Annotated in this window: 16 protein-coding genes, 1 other RNA gene and 1 pseudogene; 12 read left to right on the forward strand and 6 right to left on the reverse strand. The window is 61.0% G+C overall.

Annotated elements, in window-relative coordinates:
- The first annotated feature begins 102 nt into the window (after positions 1 to 102).
- The 6 genes from V6607_RS08405 (at position 103) to ffs (ending at position 9,363) form a co-directional block, all read left to right on the forward strand.
- Positions 103 to 762: a GntR family transcriptional regulator gene (locus V6607_RS08405; RefSeq protein WP_003219085.1), complete on the forward strand. Its 660-nt coding sequence runs from the start codon at positions 103 to 105 to the stop codon at positions 760 to 762.
- Between the two features lie 2 nt (positions 763 to 764).
- The gene (gene smc / locus V6607_RS08410) at positions 765 to 4,253 is read left to right on the forward strand and encodes a chromosome segregation protein SMC (protein ID WP_134325947.1); all 3,489 of its coding nucleotides are present in this window, start codon (positions 765 to 767) and stop codon (positions 4,251 to 4,253) included.
- Positions 4,254 to 4,512: 259 nt separating this feature from the next.
- The gene (gene zipA / locus V6607_RS08415) at positions 4,513 to 5,364 is read left to right on the forward strand and encodes a cell division protein ZipA (RefSeq protein WP_003219080.1); all 852 of its coding nucleotides are present in this window, start codon (positions 4,513 to 4,515) and stop codon (positions 5,362 to 5,364) included.
- An 87-nt stretch (positions 5,365 to 5,451) separates the two neighbouring features.
- On the forward strand, positions 5,452 to 7,809 hold the full coding sequence (ligA, locus tag V6607_RS08420) for an NAD-dependent DNA ligase LigA (protein ID WP_008437559.1): 2,358 nt from the start codon (positions 5,452 to 5,454) through the stop codon (positions 7,807 to 7,809).
- Positions 7,810 to 7,970: 161 nt separating this feature from the next.
- Entirely contained in the window at positions 7,971 to 9,134 is a 1,164-nt protein-coding gene (locus V6607_RS08425) for a putative zinc-binding metallopeptidase (protein ID WP_134325948.1), read from the forward strand.
- Between the two features lie 132 nt (positions 9,135 to 9,266).
- Positions 9,267 to 9,363: signal recognition particle sRNA small type (gene ffs / locus V6607_RS08430), an RNA gene on the forward strand.
- A 104-nt stretch (positions 9,364 to 9,467) separates the two neighbouring features.
- On the opposite strand, the gene V6607_RS08435 is transcribed toward ffs, so the two are convergent.
- Complete coding sequence (locus V6607_RS08435; RefSeq protein ID WP_134325949.1) at positions 9,468 to 10,055, reverse strand: hypothetical protein; 588 nt, start codon at positions 10,053 to 10,055, stop codon at positions 9,468 to 9,470.
- 14 nt (positions 10,056 to 10,069) lie between these two features.
- Positions 10,070 to 10,603: a hypothetical protein gene (locus V6607_RS08440; protein WP_003219072.1), complete on the reverse strand. Its 534-nt coding sequence runs from the start codon at positions 10,601 to 10,603 to the stop codon at positions 10,070 to 10,072.
- A 283-nt stretch (positions 10,604 to 10,886) separates the two neighbouring features.
- Here V6607_RS08440 and V6607_RS08445 point away from each other — a divergent pair, with 283 nt between their 5' ends.
- Positions 10,887 to 11,933: an N-acetylmuramidase family protein gene (locus V6607_RS08445; RefSeq protein WP_087694832.1), complete on the forward strand. Its 1,047-nt coding sequence runs from the start codon at positions 10,887 to 10,889 to the stop codon at positions 11,931 to 11,933.
- 1 nt (position 11,934) lies between these two features.
- The gene (locus V6607_RS08450) at positions 11,935 to 12,549 is read left to right on the forward strand and encodes a hypothetical protein (RefSeq protein WP_134325950.1); all 615 of its coding nucleotides are present in this window, start codon (positions 11,935 to 11,937) and stop codon (positions 12,547 to 12,549) included.
- 39 nt (positions 12,550 to 12,588) lie between these two features.
- On the opposite strand, the gene V6607_RS08455 is transcribed toward V6607_RS08450, so the two are convergent.
- Positions 12,589 to 13,452, reverse strand: a complete 864-nt coding sequence (locus V6607_RS08455) for a LysR substrate-binding domain-containing protein (protein ID WP_003219067.1) — start codon at positions 13,450 to 13,452, stop codon at positions 12,589 to 12,591.
- Positions 13,453 to 13,549: 97 nt separating this feature from the next.
- On the opposite strand from V6607_RS08455, the gene V6607_RS08460 reads away from it, so the two are divergent.
- Complete coding sequence (locus V6607_RS08460) at positions 13,550 to 14,518, forward strand: DMT family transporter (protein ID WP_102368374.1); 969 nt, start codon at positions 13,550 to 13,552, stop codon at positions 14,516 to 14,518.
- Here V6607_RS08460 and V6607_RS08465 read toward each other — a convergent pair.
- Together V6607_RS08465 and V6607_RS08470 are read right to left on the reverse strand one after the other, a co-directional pair.
- Positions 14,432 to 14,803, reverse strand: coding sequence for a VOC family protein (locus V6607_RS08465; RefSeq protein WP_003219063.1), 372 nt, complete (start codon positions 14,801 to 14,803; stop codon positions 14,432 to 14,434). The two genes, V6607_RS08460 and V6607_RS08465, sit on opposite strands and share 87 nt — an antisense overlap.
- A gap of 151 nt (positions 14,804 to 14,954) precedes the next feature.
- Positions 14,955 to 15,269 carry a helix-turn-helix transcriptional regulator gene (locus tag V6607_RS08470; protein ID WP_003219061.1) on the reverse strand — a complete coding sequence of 105 codons (315 nt, stop codon included), beginning with the start codon at positions 15,267 to 15,269 and terminating at the stop codon, positions 14,955 to 14,957.
- A gap of 306 nt (positions 15,270 to 15,575) precedes the next feature.
- Between V6607_RS08470 and V6607_RS08475 the strand changes: the two genes are divergently transcribed.
- From V6607_RS08475 to V6607_RS08485, 3 genes are read left to right on the forward strand one after another with little or no spacing between them, the layout of a single operon-like run.
- Complete coding sequence (locus V6607_RS08475; RefSeq protein WP_157222851.1) at positions 15,576 to 15,728, forward strand: hypothetical protein; 153 nt, start codon at positions 15,576 to 15,578, stop codon at positions 15,726 to 15,728.
- Between the two features lies 1 nt (position 15,729).
- Positions 15,730 to 17,295, forward strand: coding sequence for a PAS domain-containing methyl-accepting chemotaxis protein (locus V6607_RS08480; RefSeq protein ID WP_003219059.1), 1,566 nt, complete (start codon positions 15,730 to 15,732; stop codon positions 17,293 to 17,295).
- A gap of 18 nt (positions 17,296 to 17,313) precedes the next feature.
- Positions 17,314 to 19,005, forward strand: coding sequence for an EAL domain-containing protein (locus V6607_RS08485; RefSeq protein ID WP_003219057.1), 1,692 nt, complete (start codon positions 17,314 to 17,316; stop codon positions 19,003 to 19,005).
- Positions 19,006 to 19,176: 171 nt separating this feature from the next.
- On the opposite strand, the pseudogene V6607_RS08490 reads toward V6607_RS08485, so the two are convergent.
- A pseudogene (locus tag V6607_RS08490) lies at positions 19,177 to 19,926 on the reverse strand (transporter substrate-binding domain-containing protein).
- Positions 19,927 to 20,045: the final 119 nt, after the last annotated feature.

Genomic DNA, 20,045 nt, shown 5'->3' on the forward strand with positions numbered 1-20,045 from the left:
GCTTATTTCATGCCAAATTCCGCTCTGTGGGCCGTACGCCATCAACCGGCAAGTGCGCTACACTGCCGCGCTTGTACCGATAGAAGATTTTGAAGGGAAAACATGACGTTCAAGGCGCCGGATAGTCTTGCCGAGCAAATCGCTCACCACCTCGCCGAACGTATCATTCGCGGCGATCTCAAGCCTGGGGAGCGGATCCAGGAGCAGAAGGTCACACTGGCGCTGAATGTCAGTCGTGGTTCCGTGCGCGAAGCCTTGCTGATCCTCGAGCGCCGGCACCTGATTGCGATCCTGCCGCGCCGTGGCGCCCACGTCACCGAGCTGACTGCCCACAAGGTGCAAAGCCTGTGCACGCTGATGGGCGAGCTGTACATCCTGCTGGGCAATGCGGTCGCCGCCGGCTGGCAGACCCAGGCCGACATGGCGCCGTTCGTGCAAATCCAGCAGCGCCTGATCGCCAGCTTCGAACGCCAGGACATCCGCGCCTTCGTCGAAGAGAGCTTCAACGTGATGCGTGCCGCCTATCCGTTCGCCAACAACCCGTACCTGCAGGAAACCGTCGAGAACCTGCAGCCGGCGATGAACCGCGCCTATTACCTGGCGCTGGATCAGCGCAAGGCGTCCATGAGCGAGTACCTGGTGCTGTTCGAGCAATTGCTCGCCGCCGTGCTGGCCCGTGACCTGCCGCAGATTCGCCTGGTGCTCTCGGCCTACGGCGAGCGCAGTTGCTCGCTGGTCATTGCTGCGTTGGCGGAAGCCTAAGCGTGCGGCTCAAGTGCATCAAACTGGCGGGGTTCAAATCCTTCGTCGACCCGACCACGGTGAACTTCCCCAGTAACATGGCGGCAGTGGTCGGGCCCAATGGCTGCGGCAAGTCGAACATCATCGACGCCGTACGCTGGGTGATGGGCGAGAGCTCCGCAAAAAACCTGCGTGGCGAGTCGATGACCGACGTCATCTTCAACGGCTCCACCAGCCGCAAGCCGGTGAGCCAGGCCAGCATCGAACTGGTGTTCGACAATTCCGACGGCACCCTGGTGGGCGAGTACGCGGCCTATGCGGAAATCTCCATTCGCCGCAAAGTGACCCGCGACAGCCAGAACAGCTACTTCCTCAACGGCACCAAGTGTCGCCGCCGGGACATCACCGACATCTTCCTCGGTACCGGCCTGGGCCCGCGCAGCTATTCGATCATCGAACAGGGGATGATCTCCAAGCTGATCGAAGCCAAGCCCGAAGACCTGCGTAACTTTATCGAGGAAGCGGCCGGCATCTCCAAGTACAAGGAGCGCCGCCGCGAGACCGAAAACCGTATCCGCCGTACCCATGAAAACCTTGCCCGCCTGACTGACCTGCGTGAAGAGCTGGAGCGCCAGCTGGAGCGCCTGCACCGCCAGGCCCAGGCCGCCGAGAAGTATCAGGAATACAAGGGCGAGGAGCGTCAGCTCAAGGCGCAACTGTCGGCCCTGCGCTGGCAGGCGTTGAATGACCAGGTGGGCCAGCGCGAAGCAATCATCGGCACCCAGGAAATCAGCTTCGAAGCCCTGGTGGCCGAGCAGCGCAATGCCGACGCCAGCATCGAACGCCTGCGGGACGGTCACCATGACCTGTCCGAGCGCTTCAATCTGGTGCAGGGGCGCTTCTATTCGGTGGGCGGCGATATCGCCCGGGTCGAGCAGAGCATCCAGCACGGCCAGCAGCGTTTGCGCCAGTTGCAGGACGACTTGAAAGAAGCCGAGCGTGCGCGCCTGGAAACCGAATCGCACCTGGGCCACGACCGCACCTTGCTGCTGACCCTTGGGGAGGAGCTGGACATGCTCACTCCCGAGCAGGAAGTCACCAGCGCCGCTGCCGAGGAAGCCGCTGCGGCCCTGGAAGAATCCGAAACCACCATGCACGCCTGGCAGGAGCAGTGGGACACGTTCAACCTGCAATCTGCCGAGCCGCGCCGCCAGGCTGAGGTGCAGCAGTCACGCATCCAGCAACTGGAAACCAGCATGGAGCGCCTGGCCGAGCGTCAGCGGCGCCTGGTGGAAGAGCGCGTGCTGCTCGCTGCCGACCCGGAAGATGCAGCGATCCTCGAACTGAGCGAGAAACTCGCCGAAAGCGAAATGACGCTGGAAGAGCTGGAAGCCAGCGAAGAACAACAAGTGGAGCGCCTCGAGCAATTGCGTCAGCAACTGCAGCAGGCGACCCAGGCACAGCAGCAGGCCCAGGGCGATTTGCAGCGGCTCAACGGCCGGTTGGCTTCCCTGGAAGCCTTGCAGCAAGCGGCGCTTGACCCGGGCACCGGCACGGCTGAATGGCTGCGTGACCAACACCTGGCCGAGCGTCCGCGCCTGGCCGAAGGCCTGAAGGTTGAAGCCGGTTGGGAGCTGGCGGTGGAAACCGTGCTCGGCGCCGACCTGCAAGCGGTGCTGGTGGATGATTTTGGCGGGTTTGACCTGGCGGGTTTTGCCCAGGGCGATCTGCGTTTGCTCAGCCCGGCGTCGGACGGCACTCGCGTGCCGGGCAGCCTGCTGGATAAAGTGGAGGCGGCGATTGACCTGTCGCCCTGGCTCGGCCAGGTCAAACCGGTCGACAGCCTTGAGCAGGCCCTGGCCCTGCGCGGGCAACTGGCCGCCGGGCAAAGCCTGATCAGCCGTGATGGCTTCTGGGTCGGCCGGCACTTTTTGCGGGTACGGCGCGCCAGCGAAGCGGAAAGCGGCGTATTGGCCCGTGGCCAGGAAATCGTCAACCTGACCGCCGAGCGCGAAGAGCGCGAAGCCACACTTGAGTCCCTGGAAAACCAGCTGCAAACCCTGCGCGCCACCCAGCGCCAGCAAGAGACCGGCCGCGAACACCTGCGCCGGCTATTGCAGGACGAAGCGCGCCAGCAGGGCGAATTGAAAGCCCAGCTCTCGGCGAGCAAGGCCAAGGTCGAGCAACTGACCCTGCGCCGCACCCGGCTCGACGAAGAAGTGGCCGAGATGGGCGAGCAACGCGCCCTCGAACACGAACAAGTCGGCGAAGCACGCCTGCAATTGCAGGAAGCCCTCGACAGCATGGCCCTGGACACCGAGCAGCGCGAGTTGCTGCTGGCCCAGCGCGACAGCTTGCGCGAGCGCCTCGACCGGGTGCGCCAGGAAGCTCGCCAGCACAAGGATCACGCCCATCAATTGGCCGTGCGCCTCGGCTCCCTGCGGGCGCAGCACGACTCCACGCGCCAGGCCCTTGAGCGCCTGGAAATGCAGTCCGAACGCCTGACCGAAAAACGCGAGCAACTGAGCCTCAACCTGGAGGAGGGCGAGGCCCCGCTGGAAGAGCTGCGCCTGAAGCTTGAAGAGTTGCTCGACAAGCGCATGACCGTCGACGAAGAGCTCAAGACCGCCCAGATCGCCCTGGAAGACGCCGACCGCGAACTGCGCGACGCAGAAAAACGCCGGACCCAGGCCGAGCAACAGTCGCAACTGATCCGGGGCCAGCTCGAACAGCAGCGCATGGAATGGCAGGCCCTGACGGTGCGCCGCAAAACCCTGCAAGACCAGTTGCTGGAAGACGGCTACGACCTGCACGGCGTGCTCAATACCCTGACCGCCCAGGCCAACGAGAAAGAAGCCGAAGAAGAACTTGAGCGGATTGCCGCGCGCATTCAACGACTCGGCGCGATCAACCTCGCGGCCATCGACGAGTACCAGCAGCAGTCCGAGCGCAAACGTTATCTGGATGCGCAGAACGCCGATCTTGTCGAAGCGCTGGACACCCTGGAGAACGTGATCCGCAAGATCGACAAGGAAACCCGTAATCGCTTCAAAGATACCTTTGATCAGATTAATGGCGGTTTACAGGCGTTATTCCCGAAAGTTTTCGGTGGTGGCAGCGCTTACTTGGAACTGACGGGCGAAGATCTACTCGATACAGGGGTAACGATCATGGCGCGGCCTCCGGGCAAGAAGAACAGCACCATCCATTTGTTGTCTGGTGGCGAGAAGGCACTGACCGCATTGGCCCTGGTATTTGCGATCTTCAAGTTGAACCCGGCGCCGTTTTGCATGCTCGACGAAGTTGACGCCCCGCTGGATGACGCTAACGTTGGACGGTACGCCCGACTGGTTAAAGAGATGTCCCAGACGGTGCAGTTCATCTATATCACCCACAACAAGATCGCCATGGAAATGGCCGATCAATTGATGGGCGTGACGATGCACGAGCCGGGCTGTTCGCGATTGGTGGCGGTGGATGTCGAAGAGGCGATGGCGCTGGTGGAATCCTGAGCCGCAGGTCGAAGGAGGATTTTCAGCAGGACGTAAGGTGATTTACCGGTCTGGGAAAAGTGGCAAATGGACATATTTGTTCAAGGCATTTTGACAGACGGTGTAAAGTTATCTTTGGTCGTGCTAGTTTAATGTCAAATTTTCGTATGCGTGGGCAAAACGTCATTCAGAACATAGAGTTGGCGCCACGTTTTAAAGCGGTTTGCACGGTGCTAAACCCCTTATTTTTCAGCATTTTTTATTAGAGGCACGGGATTACATGGAAATCGGTCTGCGCGAGTGGCTGATCGTCATCGGCATTATTGTCATTGCCGGTATTCTTTTTGATGGCTGGCGCCGGATGCGTGGCGGCAAGGGCAAGTTGAAATTTCGCCTGGACCGCAACCTGTCCAATTTGCCGGACGACGACGGCAGCGCCGAGCTGCTGGGGCCTCCACGTGTCCTGGATAACCATAAAGAGCCGCACCTGGACGAACACGACCTGCCGTCGATGAGCGCACCGGTGCGTGAAGCCCGTGAACCCAAGCGCGGCAAGCGCAGCGCGGCCAGCGAGCCATCCCAGGGCGACCTGAACCTGGACCTGGAAGAAGGCCCGAGCTTCAGCAGCCGTGATGACGACTTCCCGGATGAGTCCCCGGCCAAGAGCGCCCATAAAGAATCCGTCAAGGACCAGCCGGCTGCCGAAGAGGTGCTGGTGATCAGCGTGATCTGCCGTGACGCCGCCGGCTTCAAGGGCCCGGCCCTGCTGCAGAATATTCTGGAAAGCGGTCTGCGCTTTGGCGAGATGGATATTTTCCATCGCCACGAAAGCATGGCCGGCAACGGCGAAGTCCTGTTCTCCATGGCCAATGCGGTCAAGCCGGGCATCTTCGATCTGGACGACATCGACCATTTCAGCACTCCGGCGGTGAGCTTCTTCCTCGGCTTGCCAGGCCCGCGTCACCCGAAACAAGCGTTCGACGTGATGGTGGCGGCAGCTCGCAAGCTGTCCCAGGAACTCAACGGCGAACTCAAGGACGATCAACGCAGTGTCCTGACCGCCCAGACCATCGAGCATTACCGTCAGCGCATCGTCGAGTTCGAGCGTCGTGCCCTGACACAGAAGCGCTAAGGTCCAAGCTTAAGCGTTGCCTGTAGAATCCATGCACTAACATATTGAGCAGCTTCGGCTGCTCTTTTGCTTTATGAGAGAACACCCATGACCGCCGCCCACACCCGCATCCTCGAACTGCGCGCTGAACTGGATCAGCACAACTACCGTTACCACGTCCTCGACGAGCCGAGCATTCCGGACGCCGAGTACGACCGTTTGTTCCACGAGCTCAAGGCGCTTGAAGCCGAGCACCCGGAGCTGGTAACCCGTGATTCACCGACGCAGCGGGTCGGCAGTGCGGCATTGTCTGCGTTCACTCAGGTACGCCACGAAATCCCGATGCTCAGCCTCGGCAACGCCTTTGATGAAAGCACCATGCTGGAATTCGATCGCCGGGTCACTGAAGGCCTGGACCTGCCCGTGGGCGACCTGTTTGGCGGTGGCGCAGCGGTGGAGTACAGCTGTGAGCCGAAGCTCGATGGCCTGGCGGTCAGCCTGCTGTATCAGGACGGTGAGCTGGTGCGTGGCGCCACCCGTGGCGATGGCACCACTGGCGAAGACATCAGCGTCAACGTGCGTACCGTGCGCAACATTCCTTTGAAACTGCACGGCACCGGCTGGCCGGCGACCCTCGAAGTGCGCGGCGAAGTATTCATGTCCAAGGCCGGTTTCGAGCGGCTGAACGCCACCCAGCTGGAAGTTGGCGGCAAGACTTTCGCCAACCCGCGCAACGCGGCGGCGGGTAGCCTGCGTCAGCTGGACTCGAAGATCACCGCCAGCCGTCCGCTGGAATTCTGCTGCTATGGCGTGACCACGGATATCAGCGACACCCACATCGGCAACCTGCAACAGCTGAAGAAGTGGGGCATGCCCATCAGCCATGAGCTGAAGCTGGCCAAGGGGATTCAGGATTGCCTCGACTACTACCGCGATATCGGTGAGCGCCGCAACGCCTTGCCCTATGAAATCGACGGCGTGGTGTTCAAGGTCAACAGCATTGCCTACCAGCGGGAGCTGGGCTTTCGTGCCCGCGAGCCGCGCTGGGCAATTGCCCATAAATTCCCGGCCATGGAAGAGCTGACCGAGCTGCTTGACGTTGAATTCCAGGTCGGCCGCACCGGCGCTGTGACACCCGTGGCACGCTTGAAACCTGTCAAGGTCGCGGGTGTGACCGTGTCCAACGCCACACTGCACAACATGGACGAGGTGGCACGCCTGGGCCTGATGATCGGCGACACGGTGATCATCCGCCGTGCCGGTGATGTGATTCCCCAAGTGGTATCGGTGGTGACCGAGCGCCGCCCGGAAAACGCCCGCGCGGTGCAGATCCCCGAGAGCTGCCCGGTGTGCGGCTCCCACGTTGAGCGCACGCAACTGGTCAAGCGCAGCAAGGGCAAGGAAACCGTCAGCGAAGGCGCGGTGTACCGCTGCGTCGGGCGCCTGGCCTGCGGTGCGCAGCTCAAGCAGGCGATCATCCATTTCGTCTCGCGCCGGGCCATGGACATCGATGGCCTGGGCGACAAGACCATCGAGCAACTGGTGGACGAAAAACTCATCGGCTCGCCGGCGGATCTCTACAAGCTCAAGTACGAACAGATCATCGACCTGGAAGGTTTTGCCGACGTTTCCAGCAAGAAGCTGATTGCCTCTATTGAAAACAGCAAGACGCCAACCCTCGCACGGTTTATCTACGCTCTGGGCATTCCCGATGTGGGCGAGGAGACGGCCAAGGTGCTGGCGCGCTCGCTGGCATCCCTGGAGCGCGTGCAGCAGGCCTTGCCGGAAGTGCTGACGTACTTGCCGGACGTTGGCCTGGAAGTGGCCCACGAGATTCACAGCTTCTTTGAAGACAGCCATAACCAGGATGTGATTGGCGCCCTGATCTCGAAGGACGAGTGCGGCCTGGAGTTGCAGGAGCAGGGCGACCTGAGCGCCGAGTTTGCGGCCAGCACCACGTTGGGCGGCTTGCTCGACAAGCTGCACGTACCGTCCGTAGGGCCGGGCGCCGCGCAGAAGCTGGCGGACAAGTTTGGCTCCCTCGAAGGCGTGATCAAGGCCGACTGGCTCGACATGCGCCAGGCGTTGCCGGAGAAGCAGGCCAAGGCCGTCCGGGACTTTTTTGATATTGAAGAAAACGCCCGGCGTGCGCTGGCCATCGAGCAACAGCTCAAGGACTTCGGCATGCACTGGCAGAGTGAGAAGAAAGTCGTCGAAGGCTTGCCCGAGGCCGGTCACACCTGGGTGCTCACCGGCTCCCTGGAACTGATGAGCCGCGATGTTGCCAAGGAAAAACTCGAAAGCCTGGGCGCCAAGGTCGCGGGCTCGGTGTCGGCGAAAACCCATTGCGTGGTCGCCGGGCCGGGCGCGGGTTCGAAGCTGGCCAAGGCCACCGAGCTGGGCTTGAAAGTGCTGGATGAAGAGGCGTTCGTGGCATTTTTGGCCAAGCACAACATCACAGTCTGATGATCGTTCCCACGCCCTGCGTGGGAACGCCGCCCTGGACGCTCTGCGTCCGCTCTAAAGTTGCGACGCGGAGCGTCACAGGATGCATTCCCACGCAGAGCGTGGGAACGATCTCTCTCGGGCAATGCTCTAGTATTGGCAAGCCTCCCGGAGAGATCGCCATGTACCGCTTCTTCGAACAACTCAGTTCGCGCATCGCCGCACCGTTCATGGCCGAGACCTCGCGCAACAGCAAGGTCTGGCAGTGCCGCTGTGGGCAATCGCTGTTCTTTCGCAACAGCCAGTGCCTGGCCTGCTCGGCGCTGCTGGGCTATCAGCCGGAGCAGAGTCGCCTGTCCTCCCTGCAGCCCGGCCCGTATGCCGATACCTGGCTGCTGGACGCCGACCCTGAAGCCGGTGCCTTTCGCCGCTGCGCCAACCTCGACACGCCGGCCGCCTGCAACTGGCTGCTGCCCGCCGACAACGGCCAGGCCTTGTGCGTGGCCTGCAGCCTGAACCGCACCATTCCCGACCTGTCGATCCCCGAAAACCCCGAACGCTGGCGCAAGGTCGAAACCGCCAAGCGTCGTCTGGTGGCCCAACTCATCAGCCTGGGCTTGCAGGTGATTCCCAAGACGGTCGATGAAGACACCGGCCTGGCCTTCGATTTTGTCGGCATCGACCTGGAAGGCAACGCGCCCACCACCGGCCACGCCAATGGCCTGATCACCCTCGACATCAAGGAAGCCGACGACGCCCACCGTGAGAAAATTCGCGTACAGATGCACGAGCCTTACCGCACCTTGCTCGGTCACTTCCGTCACGAGGTCGGCCATTACTACTGGGACCGCCTGATCGCCAACAGCCATTGGCTGGAGCCGTTCCGAACGCTGTTCGGTGACGAGCGCGCCAGCTACGCCGACGCCCTGGAGCAGCACTACCAGAACGGCCCGCGCCCGGACTGGCAGCAAACCTGCGTCAGCGCCTACGCCACCATGCACCCGTGGGAAGACTGGGCGGAAACCTGGGCGCATTACCTGCACATGATGGACGCCGTCGACACCGCGCTGGGCTTCGGCATGAGCGCCCGGGAGATGGACCTGGATTACCAGCCGTTCCCCCTCAGCACCCTCTACGACCCCGGGCATCCCGGCGGCACGGCGTTCCTGTCATTCGTCAATGCGTGGATCGAACTGGCCGGTATGCTCAACGAACTGTCCCGCAGCATGGGCCAGCCGGATTTCTATCCGTTCGTCCTGCCGCCGGCGGTGATTGCCAAGCTGCACTTCATTCACCTGGTGATCCAGCAAGAGGGCGGTCGGGCGGACGAGGTCGTGCTTTTGTAGGAGCAAGCTTGCTCCTGCAGCCAAGTACTTGAACCATCAGATATTTTTAATCCCACGCCAACGGTTGTAACTTCCGATGAGATCGGTACAATGGCGCGGCTTGCCGAGAGGCGAGCGTCGTTATGGTGACCCCATCGGTCCCCCCGCAACGATTACCCGTGAACCTGGTCAGAGCCGGAAGGCAGCAGCCACAGCGGGAACATTGTGTGCCGGGGTGTGGCTGGTGGGGTTGCCTCCATAACGCAACCCTCCTTGATTCAAAAAATACTTTTATGAAGCCCTTCGCTGACAATCGTCATCTGCGAAGCGATTTCTGCTGTTCGCTCATCAGGGTTACTGACGGTACAGCGGGAACTCTCCCATGGCCGGAATCACTTCTGCGCGCAACCTCGTCATGTGCCCGGGCAACTCCTGTCGTGCGGCAGGCGTGTCGGACGGGATGTTCTTGGCAAAGTGGAAGCTGATGATTTGGCCGGTCCCGTTGTCCTTGTAGTATTTGAAGATATTGAACTCAAAGAAGCTGCCGTCCTTGCGTGTGGAGGTCGGATAAAACAGCAGCACGTAGATCGCATCGGTTTTCTCGTCTGAAAACATCTCCACCGGAAGGTTGGGGTATTCCTGTTTGTGGGCCTGTGCGGTCAGGTTGGCAAGATCCCGGGGCTCGTTGCCGGTGGTCTGGGGCGGCGCGAGGCGAAAATCCACCAGTTCGCTCCAGGCGTTGACGCTTTCTGGTGCGAGGAAATACTCCCAGAGCGGAACGTTGCCCCGGGCCTGGTATTTCAGGACGTATGTTTTCCCTGCAAACACCACCGACTTTGTCTCGGCGATCGACGGGCGGGACAGGTCCGGCGGCGCCACAGGCGGTTTGGATGCACAGCCGAACAGCAGCAGGACAGTCGATACCACGATTAGCCAACGCATGGGCACCTCCTGTGTCACGGCTTAGTGCTGTTGATGTGGTCGGCGATGCTGGCGAGCGTTGCGCTCCATTGTGCAACGGTTTGTTCTGAAGGCATTTCTCTCCAGGTCCTGGAAACCTTGTACGTGTCGCCCCCCAATTGATAGGCAAAATGCCTCAAGGTCATGACGTTGCCGTTCGCCTGTGTGCAGATCACCGACCAGCCCATATACGGGGTGCTGGTATCTCCCATGTCAGTCTGGCTGATATGTGTTTTGCAGTTCTTCTCGGCGGCCCGGGTATCGGAATCACGGGCCGCGCTTGGCGGTTGATTCTGGCCCGGCAACACAAACAGGGTGATCTCGTCTTTTCCGGTGTCGGCAGACCACTTGTATCGTTTTACCCCGGCATTCGCGAACGCTGATGCCATCTCGTCATCGTTTTTGGTTTGCCATTGCGGACCTTTTGGCGTTACCGCCTTGAGCAAGTAGCCCGCAAAATCTTCTGCGTGGGTGTTTGGCGAGACGAAGAGCAATCCGCTGATGGCACAGGCAATAAAGGTCGATTTCATGTCAGTCCCTGGACGTCATTGTTAGATGTCAGGACGACAATGCATCCTGCGAAACAGACAGTAGCGCAGGTAGTGGCAAAGTGCCCAGTCCGTTTAAAAATTATTCCCAGGGACGACGTCAGTGAGGGATTGCTCACATCCTTAAACCTTGCGCTGGACAAGCCAAATTCGCCTTGTTAGTTTGCGCCAGCGACATATTTCTAAATATGTCAGTGGCACATGGATGATATTAAAGTGATGGCGCTTTATGGCTCATCTACTCCAACTAACAAGGATGTCAGTAATGAAAAGCCTGCAAGGGTTGCCCACTCTCATCAGCGCTTCCGTCGGTGCGCCGGGCAAAGCCCGCAACTTGCCCGCCGATGTTCAATGCATCCAGTATTTATTCAACTTGATCATTCCCAAGTTGGGTTTCCCCCTGGCGGAAAATGGCAAATGCGACGGCCAGTTGGTGCAGTGCATCAGCCAGTATCAGTTCCGCCACCTCAAATACGCGCATCCCGATGGTGTTATCGACCCCACCGGGCGCACCTTCAATAGCCTGATCGAAGAGGCGGTGAAGGTGCCGGTCAAGCCGAACCCGACCCTGCGTATTCCGACGTTCCTCAATGTGTTCGGCAACACCGGCGCGGACATGGTCCAGGCCACGGTCGACCACTATCTGGACCGCATGCGGGCAATGATCGAGGCTGAGCGGCGCAACCGGCAGATGATGCTCCAGGCCACGTGCGACGGCGGTACGACGCTGACGGATACGGACTTCCAGAACGCTGCCACGCAGTTGGGTAACGGGATTTCGGTCAATATCATCAAGGCCTTCGCCACGGTGGAGTCGGGCGGGCGCTCCGGGTTCGGCCCGGCCAAGTTGCCGGTGATCGCCTTTGAAGGGCACCATTTTCGCAAGTACACCAAGAGTAAATACGACCAGACTCACCCGCTGTTGTCGTACCCCTACGTGAAGAAGGCCGGGCCCCAGTGGAAGGCCAATAACAAGGACCAGACCAAGGCCTGGGAAACCATGGCCACCGCCTTTGCGCTGGATCAGGAAGCGGCCTTGAAGTCGGCCTCCTGGGGCATGTTTCAGATAATGGGCTCCAACTTCACGGCATGCGGTTATAAAACGGTGTTTGAATTTGTGGTGGCCATGAAGATTAATGCCGGGCATCAACTAAAGGCCTTCCTCGGTTTTTGCAGCCAGAGCCCGGCCCTGGTCAAGGCCATGAAGAACAAGGATTACGCCGCCATGGCGCTGAACTATAACGGCAAGGATTATGGCGACTATGACCAACGCATCAAAAAAGCCTACGAAGCACTTGAAGGGAAAAAATAGAATGCCGTTCAAACGTTGCGTGTCCCGATTGCTGGTTGCCTCTTTCGTGTGTGTTGCTGCAGGTGCGCCGACGTTTGCCGCTACGCTGCACTCGGGCAAGTACGAAGGGCTGATGCTGGCCGTGACGCCCGAGCATCAGGTGGAGGGGTTTTATGCCGAGGAAATGGGCGAGGGCGTGACCCGCTCGTGCACGTTCTTCCTGCAGGGCAAGGTCGACGGTGCGAAGGCATCGGTGTCGACATGGCTGGATGAGGCCTATCCGGGTACCGTCGCGGCTTCCTCGGACGGTGTGATGCTGACCGTGGAGAAGGGCCGCGAACATCCCGGCTGCATCAACGTGTTGATGCCGGAAATTGCCACCGGCCTGGACCTGACCCAAACCGCTGCCAAGAAATGGATTGGCCTGGTGACCGTTTCGTCCGACAAGGCCTTCCTGCAGAAGACCCCGGACGCCAAGGCCAGCCATCGTGCCTACGTGGTCAAGGACGATGTGGTCGCGGTACTGGCGTTTAAGGATGGCTGGGCACAGGTCGAGTTCATCAATGGCGAAGGCCGCTCTTCCAAGGGCTGGATCAGCCAGGACCAGTACGCCAGGCTGGTCCCCGCAAAAGGCTGAAGATGCTGCTGCGCCCGCGCGTAGCGGGGCGAAAACCGGTTAGCCGAAAGTCTCCCGCAACAGCCCCGCAAAGGCATCCCGCGCCAGGTGGCGTTGGGTGTCCTTGTGCCAGAACAGCAGGTTATCCACCGCCGCCAATTCGTCGAAGCGGTAGGACGTCAATTGGTTGGCCTGCTCGTAGCGCGCCAGGATGCCTTCCGGCGCCAGTGCCACGCCAATCCCCGCGCTGACGCAGCCAATGATCGTGCCCCAACTGGCATAACTTGCGATGGCAGGCTTGATGTCGTGGGGCTTGAGCCAGTTCTCCAGGGCGGCGCGATACGGGCAGCCGGGCGGCCACACCAGCAGCGTGCGGCCGGCCAGGTCCCGGGCGTCCTCGATGGGTGCGCTGGAGGCGCTGGTAATCAGCACCAGGCGCTCGCTGTAGACCACGCTTTGTTCGAGCTTCGGGCGTTTGCCGCCGGCGGCCACCAGCGCGGCGTCGATGCGGTGATGTTGCAGGTCATCGAGTAACTGCGCCCAGGCACCGGTCACCAGTTCCAGCTCCACTTGTGGATAACGTCGATGGTATTCGGCCAGCAGCGGCGGCAGGCGGCCACTGGCGCTGGATTCCACTGCGCCGATGCGCAGCTTGCCGCGGGGAATCGCGTTGCTGTCGACGGCACGCTTGGACTCTTCCACCAGCGCGAGGATGCGCTCGCAGTAGTCGAGAAACACTTCCCCTGCGGCACTGATCGCCAACCCGCGCCCGGCGCGAATGAACAGCGGGGTACCCAACTCGCTTTCCAGTTGCTTGATGCGTGTGGTGATGTTGGACGGCACGCAGTGCAGTTGCAGGGCGGCCTGGGCCACGCTGCCGGTTTGTGCCACGGCTTTCACCATTTTCAGTTGGGCCAGTTCCATCGCTCAGTTCCAGTGATTACAGAAGTCAGAAACGGTTAATTGTCCTGCGCCTTGCCGGGGCCAAGACTGACGGCATTCCCACTGCTGGACGCCGTTCATGAAAGCCCCGTCACCTGTAAAGCTTACGCTAGTCACTGCCAGCGTCATCCTCTGTTGGGCGTATTCGCCGATTGGCGTGCATCTGGCCTTGCACAGCTACAGCCCTGGCCAGTTGGCCTTGGGACGGTTCCTGATTGCTTCGGTATTGATGGCCGGCGTCGCGTTGGTCATGAGGATCGAGCGGCCACGTCTGCGGGACCTGCCGTGGTTGCTGGTGCTGGGCTTCTTCGGGATTTTCCTGCATCACCTGACGATCAATTTCGGCCAGCAATTTGTCACGGCCGCTGCCTCCAGTGTGCTGGCGCAGTCGGTTCCGCTATTTACGGTGCTGGTGGCGTTTTTCGGCTTGAAGGAGCGAGTTACCGGCTGGCGCTGGGGTTGCGTGCTGCTGGGCTTGAGCGGGGTGCTGGTGGTGATCTGGGGCGAGCATGGCCTGGGGCAGATTGATCCCCGTGGACTGATGATCCTGCTGGCGGCGTTGTCGTGGAGCCTTTATTTCACCATCCAGAAACACTATTCCCGGCGCTACAGCCCGCTGACCACGGTGTGCTACACCGTGTGGTCGGGCACCTTGCTGTTGTGTGTGTATTTGCCGGGTTTGCCGGCGGTGGTGTCGCAATCATCAACCCAAGCCAACTGGGCGGTGTTGTTGCTCGGCGCCTTTCCCAGCGCCCTGGCGTACCTGGCCTGGGCCTATGTGTTGCGGCATGTCGAGGTCAGCCGCGCGTCAGTGGCGTTGTACCTGGTGCCGCCGGTGGCGATGGTGATGGCCGCCACGCTGCTGGGCGAGCAGGTTTCGCTGCGCGTGGTGCTGGGTGGCCTGATCGTGCTGGCCAGTGTCGGCGCCATCAGCCTCGAAGGGCGCTGGCGCCGCAAGCCGTTACGGGTTCACGGTGAACACCCGCAGGCGGTGACCGTCGGGGTCCTGGGCGACAAAGGTGTAGCCGAAGTCCGCCTCGACCGGTGACTGGATGATGCTCATCCCGAGTTGCACCCAGCGTGTGTGCAAATCGTCGACCGTTGCGATATCAGCGACGCAGAAACCCGCCTCGCTACCGCCAACCGAGGCTTGGGCCGCAGGCTCCACGGTATGGCGCGACCACAGGCCGAGTTTCACCCCGTTGTCGAGGATGAACAGCGCAAAGGTCGGCCCCAGCTCCACCGGCGGCTTGTCCAGCAGCCGGCTGTAGAGGTTGGCGCTGGTGGCCGGGCTGTCGACGTACAACAAAAAGTAATGGGCAATGCTATTCATGATGACTCCGTGGAATGACGCAGCAATGGCGCGGCTCAGTCCCTAGTCTAAGGGGCTGTCCTGTCAGTTCATGTCAGGAGTCATCAAGCAAAGAGCAGACAGTCAATCTGGCTGTCTGCTCTTTTTATTGCGTGCACGTGTGTTGCGAGCTCTAAGGCTTGGACAAGGCCTGGTCTACCGCTGCGATCAGCTTTCCCAGATCCTTCGGGGTGGCTTTGTGAATGACACCGAACAGATAAGCGCGCTGTTCCTCCTCGTCGACCAGGTCTGCGAAAAAGACTTTCAGCTTCACTCCCAGCGCCTCTGCGAACAAGAACAGTGCCTCGACGCTGGGTGTATAGGTGCCGGTTTCGAAGCGGCTGATGGTTTTAGGGTCAAAACCGGTTTTTTCACCTAGTTCAGCCTGAGTAAGCCCTGCGACCTTGCGGTAACGTCTGATGGCTGGACCCAAACTTGAAATGTGCATCGCTCAATTCCCATTTAGAATCAAGAACTTAACGATAAATCTTAAAATTAGACAACCGCATGTACCATCACCTTTTCTTGCAAAATGTGATGTAATTCGTAGAATCGGCATCTAGGACAAGTATTTGGTGGTCTCGTTTCAGAAGGCAGGTTTATGAAACAGGAAATCATTGCTCTCTCCTTACTCTCATAAATGTGCCCATAAAACGGACGCCTGGCAGGGACTGAAATGTCGCTCGTCAGTGCCACGCTTCATTGCGCCTCACGTGCCGGATACCCGAATTCAAGCCTAGTTGATCATCACTGAATGGATGATGAATTGCTGTGCAAAATCGTGGGTTTGCGTACCTTTGCGGCCAATCAGCCGATCGACGGCGCAGCCCGACTGGAAATACGAATCCGCCTGTCCTGCCTACCCGGTGGTCGAGAGGGCGATCGAATGCTGTCCATGGAGCTTTAACGTGCGTCTCAATTTGCCGGTCACTGCTGTTGAACAGACTTTTGGGGAGCAGCAACGGCTAATTTCCGCAACTGACGTCAACAGCCATATAACCTACTGCAACGCCGAGTTTGCCGCCATGAGCGGCTTTACCCAGGCCGAGCTGATCGGCAGCACCCACAACCTGGTGCGCCACCCGGACATGCCGCCCGCCGTGTTCCAGCTGATGTGGAGCTACCTCAAGGCCGGGCAGAGCTGGATGGGCGTGGTGAAGAACCGCTGCAAGAACGGCAACTATTATTGGGTCAGCGCCTATGTGACGCCGATTCTCGAAGACGGGCGGCTGACGGGCTACGAGTCGGTTCGGGTCAAGCCCACCCGCGAACAGGTGCGCCGCGCAGAGGCGCTGTACGCGCGGTTGCAGGCAGGTGGTGCGGCGGTCTCGCCGGTGCGGCGTGTGGCGTCTGTGTCCCGGGCCATGGCGTTGCCACTGGCGGCTGCCGTTGCCAGTGTCGCCGCCTTCCAATGGGTTCCGGGTGTATGGGCCCAGGCGTTGACTGTCGGCTTGTTTCTCGGCCTGGGCGTCTGGGGGCATCAACGCTTGGGGCTGCAGCTCAAGCAGATTGTGCAGAACACGCCCAATACCTTTTCCGACCCCATCAGCGCCATGACCTACAGCGACGCGCTGGGGCCGACCGCGCAGCTCGAAATGATCCTGATCAGCGAAGAGGCGCGACTTAAAACCGCCCTGACGCGCCTCAGCGACCTGGCCAACCAGATGGCCGAAGCAGCCGCCCATTCCAGCGTGTTGTCGAGCACCACCGAATCGGCGTTGCTGGAACAGCGCGCCGAGACCGACATGACCGCCGCCGCCATGACCGAGATGGCTGCGTCCATCGCCGAAGTGGCGGTGCACGTGCAGCAAACCGCCAGCGAAGCTCACACCGCCAACACCCTCGCCGAGCAGGGCAGCCAGGTGGCCGGCACGTCCCGCGAGGCGATCCAGCTGCTGGCCGGCACCGTCACCCAGATCAACCAGGCGGTGGGCAACCTGGCCGGGCAGACCCAGCAAATCCAGGTGGCCGCGAGCATGATCCAGGCAATCGCCGACCAGACCAACCTGCTGGCCCTCAACGCGGCCATTGAAGCGGCCCGCGCCGGCGAGCAGGGCCGTGGCTTTGCCGTGGTGGCCGACGAGGTGCGCGCCCTGGCGGGCAAGACGCGGGAGTCGACCCAGCAGATCCAGGGCATCATCCAGAACCTGCGGGCCGGCGCCGATGAGGCGGTCGAGATCGCGAGCCTGGGCATTCACGAGGCCGAGCAGGGCGTGCAGCAAGTACTTGAGGCGCAGCAGGCGCTGCAAGGTATTCGCCACGCGGTGGAGCGTATTACCGGTATGAGTCAGCAAATGGCTGCTGCCTCACAGGAACAATCCCACGTCGCCGAGGAAGTTTCACAGCAGATCAATAACGTTGCCGCCACGGTGCAAAAGACAGCGGGCAATGCCAACGCTGCAGTCACCCGTGGCCGGGAACTCGAAAGCATCTCTTCCGGGTTGCGCGCCCTGGTCGAGCGGTTCAACCGCTAGCCACAGTGAGCCTGACTCATGGACGAGAAATACCGCAGGGCCGTGGATGCAGCCGCCATTTTCTCCGAGACTGACCTGGCGGGCTGCATCACTTACGTCAATGACCAGTTCTGCGGCATGTCCGGCTACGGGCGTGACGAGTTGCTGGGGCAAAATCACCGCATTCTGAGCTCGGGACTGCACCCTGCGGGGTTCTTCCAGGGCATGTGGCAAGCCATCAGCGAAGGCCGGGTGTGGCGTGGGGAAATCTGCAACCGGGCCAAGGATGGGACGTTGTATTGGGTGGACAGCACCATGGTGCCGCTGCTCGATGAGAAGACCGGGCGCGTGCAGAAGTACGTGTCGATCCGCTTTGATGTCAGCGAAAAGCGCCAGCTGTTGCACACCCTGCAATGGCGGGTCGGCCACGATGTGCTGACCGGCTTGCCGAACCGCGCCTATCTGTCGGAGTTGCTTAACCAGTCCCTGGAGTTCTCCCGCAGCGAAGACATACCGTTGGCGTTGTGCATGCTCGACCTGGACGGCTTCAAGGCGGTCAACGACGGGTATGGGCATGCCTGTGGGGATCTGTTGTTGGTGGAAGTGGCCACTCGGTTGCGGGAGATCATCCGCGGCGAGGACGTGGTCGCCCGGCTCGCCGGTGACGAATTTGTGCTGATCCTGCGTTATGTGCGCGATATCGACGAGCTGAACGGCGCCTTGCTGCGCATCCTCAAGGCGATTTCCGAGCCGTACTCGATCCAGGGGGCGGAGCTGAATGTGTTCGCCAGCATCGGCGTCACGCTGTTCCCCCTGGACGACGAGGACGCCGACACCTTGCTGCGCCATGCCGACCAGGCGATGTATGTGGCCAAGCAGAGCGGGCGCAACCGCTACCAGTTGTTTGATGTATCCCTGGAACAGGAGGTCAAGGCCAGCCACCAGACCGTGGAGCAGATCCGCCAGGCCCTGGCGGCGGGCCAGTTGTGCCTGCATTACCAGCCCAAGGTCAACTTGCGCTGCGGCACGGTGGTGGGGTTCGAAGCGTTGTTACGCTGGCAGCACCCCGAGCGTGGCCTGGTGAAGCCGGGGGATTTCCTGCCACTGATCGAGCAGACCGACCTGATTGTCGATATCGGCGAATGGGTGATCGCCCAGGTGTTGGGCCAGATGCATCGCTGGCAGGTGCATGGGCATTGGTGGTCGGTGAGCGTGAACATCGCGGCGCGGCACTTCCAGCGCGAGGATTTTGTCGAGCGCCTGCAAGACTTGCTGGCGCAATACCCGCAGGTGGAGCCGCACCGGCTGGACCTGGAGATCGCCGAGTCGGTGGCCATCGACAATATCCAGCGTGTCACCCAGCACCTGGAGGCCTGCCAGGCCTTGGGCGTGCAGTTCTCCCTGGATGATTTTGGCACCGGCTATTCCTCCCTGAGCTACCTCAAGCGCCTGCCGACCCAGACCATCAAGATCGACAAGTCGTTCGTGCGCGACATCCTGCACGACAAGGACGACCTGGCGCTGACCAAGGCCGTGATCGGCCTGGCCCGTGCGTTTGGCCGCGAAGTGATTGCCGAAGGCCTGGAAACCCTGGAGCACGGCCAGCTGTTGATGCGCATGGGCTGCGAAGTGGCCCAAGGCTATTTCATCGCCCGGCCGATGCCTGCGGACGACGTGCCGGGTTGGGTCGAGGGATTTGCACCGCCGCCGCAGTGGCAAAAGCTTGAGTGATGTTTACTGTGGCGAGGGAGCTTGCTGTGGCGAGGGAGCTTGCTCCCGCTGGGCTGCGTAGCGGCCCCAAGATCTTTGGGAGCGCTGCGCACTCCAGCGGGAGCAAGCTCCCTCGCCACAGCAAGCTCCCTGGCCAGCAAGCTCCCTGGCCACAAGGACAATCAGGTGATCTTAAGGGGCGGGGGCGCTGTTCCCGATATACAGCTGGATGATTTCATCAATCTCCCCGGACATTTTCATCCGCAGCAACGTGCGCAGGATCTGCTGCCCCGGCACCTGCGGGTCGTTGCGCACATAGCAGCCCAGGCGTTGCTCCTCGATCACGGCCACCGTATGCAGGCGCTGTGTGGGCGGTAATTGCTGATTGAAGCGGTCAAGGATCCATTCGTTGATCACTGCATAGTTGAAGCGTCCGGCCACCAGTTTTTGCAGCACTTGCTCTTCACTGCGGCTGTCGTCGCGGCTGAACTGGCCGCTGGCGAAGCGCGCCTCCAGGGTCGGGTAGCTGTAGCCGAGTACCGTGCCGATGTGTTGCGGCGCAAGGCTGTCCAGTGCCACTGACGTTGAGGGCACGCGCCCGGCGGCCAGCACATTGCGCTAGACCAGCAGCGGGATGCTCCAGGTGTAGTCCCCCGACAGGTTGTTCAGCCACGCCGGTGTCACGTAGCAGCGCACGTCCACATCCCCGCGCTCCATGGCGGTGTCGATGCGCGCACGCGGCAGCACATGGAATATCGCAGGACGGCCGACCTGGGTGGCCAGGCTCAACATCAGGTCATACAAAATCCCCTGGGTCGGCTGGCCCTGGTCAAGTTGCACCATGGGCATGGTCCAGCTGTCGGAAATGGAGAATCGCAGAGGTGCGGGTGCCGCCAGGGTGACCGTGGCAATCATCCACAAGGCGCCCAGGACTGCGCGCATAAATTCTCCGGGTTCAGCCTTTTATAGGCTTGGTCAGACCAGCTTAGTCAGATTAGACGAGCGTGCCGGATGCAATTTCCCCCTTGCTCCGCTAGCATTACCCGCTTCCGCTTCCCAGT

This window comes from Pseudomonas sp. KK18, from assembly GCF_037094675.1.
Classification (GTDB): Bacteria; Pseudomonadota; Gammaproteobacteria; order Pseudomonadales; family Pseudomonadaceae; genus Aquipseudomonas.

Coding starts and splice junctions, on each gene's coding strand:
- V6607_RS08405 (WP_003219085.1), top strand. CDS start 103: ATGACGTTCAAGGCGCCGGATAGTCTTGCCGAGCAAATCGCTCACCAC.
- zipA (WP_003219080.1), top strand. CDS start 4,513: ATGGAAATCGGTCTGCGCGAGTGGCTGATCGTCATCGGCATTATTGTC.
- ligA (WP_008437559.1), top strand. CDS start 5,452: ATGACCGCCGCCCACACCCGCATCCTCGAACTGCGCGCTGAACTGGAT.
- V6607_RS08425 (WP_134325948.1), top strand. CDS start 7,971: ATGTACCGCTTCTTCGAACAACTCAGTTCGCGCATCGCCGCACCGTTC.
- V6607_RS08435 (WP_134325949.1), bottom strand. CDS start 10,055: ATGCGTTGGCTAATCGTGGTATCGACTGTCCTGCTGCTGTTCGGCTGT.
- V6607_RS08440 (WP_003219072.1), bottom strand. CDS start 10,603: ATGAAATCGACCTTTATTGCCTGTGCCATCAGCGGATTGCTCTTCGTC.
- V6607_RS08445 (WP_087694832.1), top strand. CDS start 10,887: ATGAAAAGCCTGCAAGGGTTGCCCACTCTCATCAGCGCTTCCGTCGGT.
- V6607_RS08450 (WP_134325950.1), top strand. CDS start 11,935: ATGCCGTTCAAACGTTGCGTGTCCCGATTGCTGGTTGCCTCTTTCGTG.
- V6607_RS08455 (WP_003219067.1), bottom strand. CDS start 13,452: ATGGAACTGGCCCAACTGAAAATGGTGAAAGCCGTGGCACAAACCGGC.
- V6607_RS08460 (WP_102368374.1), top strand. CDS start 13,550: ATGAAAGCCCCGTCACCTGTAAAGCTTACGCTAGTCACTGCCAGCGTC.
- V6607_RS08465 (WP_003219063.1), bottom strand. CDS start 14,803: ATGAATAGCATTGCCCATTACTTTTTGTTGTACGTCGACAGCCCGGCC.
- V6607_RS08470 (WP_003219061.1), bottom strand. CDS start 15,269: ATGCACATTTCAAGTTTGGGTCCAGCCATCAGACGTTACCGCAAGGTC.
- V6607_RS08475 (WP_157222851.1), top strand. CDS start 15,576: ATGGATGATGAATTGCTGTGCAAAATCGTGGGTTTGCGTACCTTTGCG.
- V6607_RS08485 (WP_003219057.1), top strand. CDS start 17,314: ATGGACGAGAAATACCGCAGGGCCGTGGATGCAGCCGCCATTTTCTCC.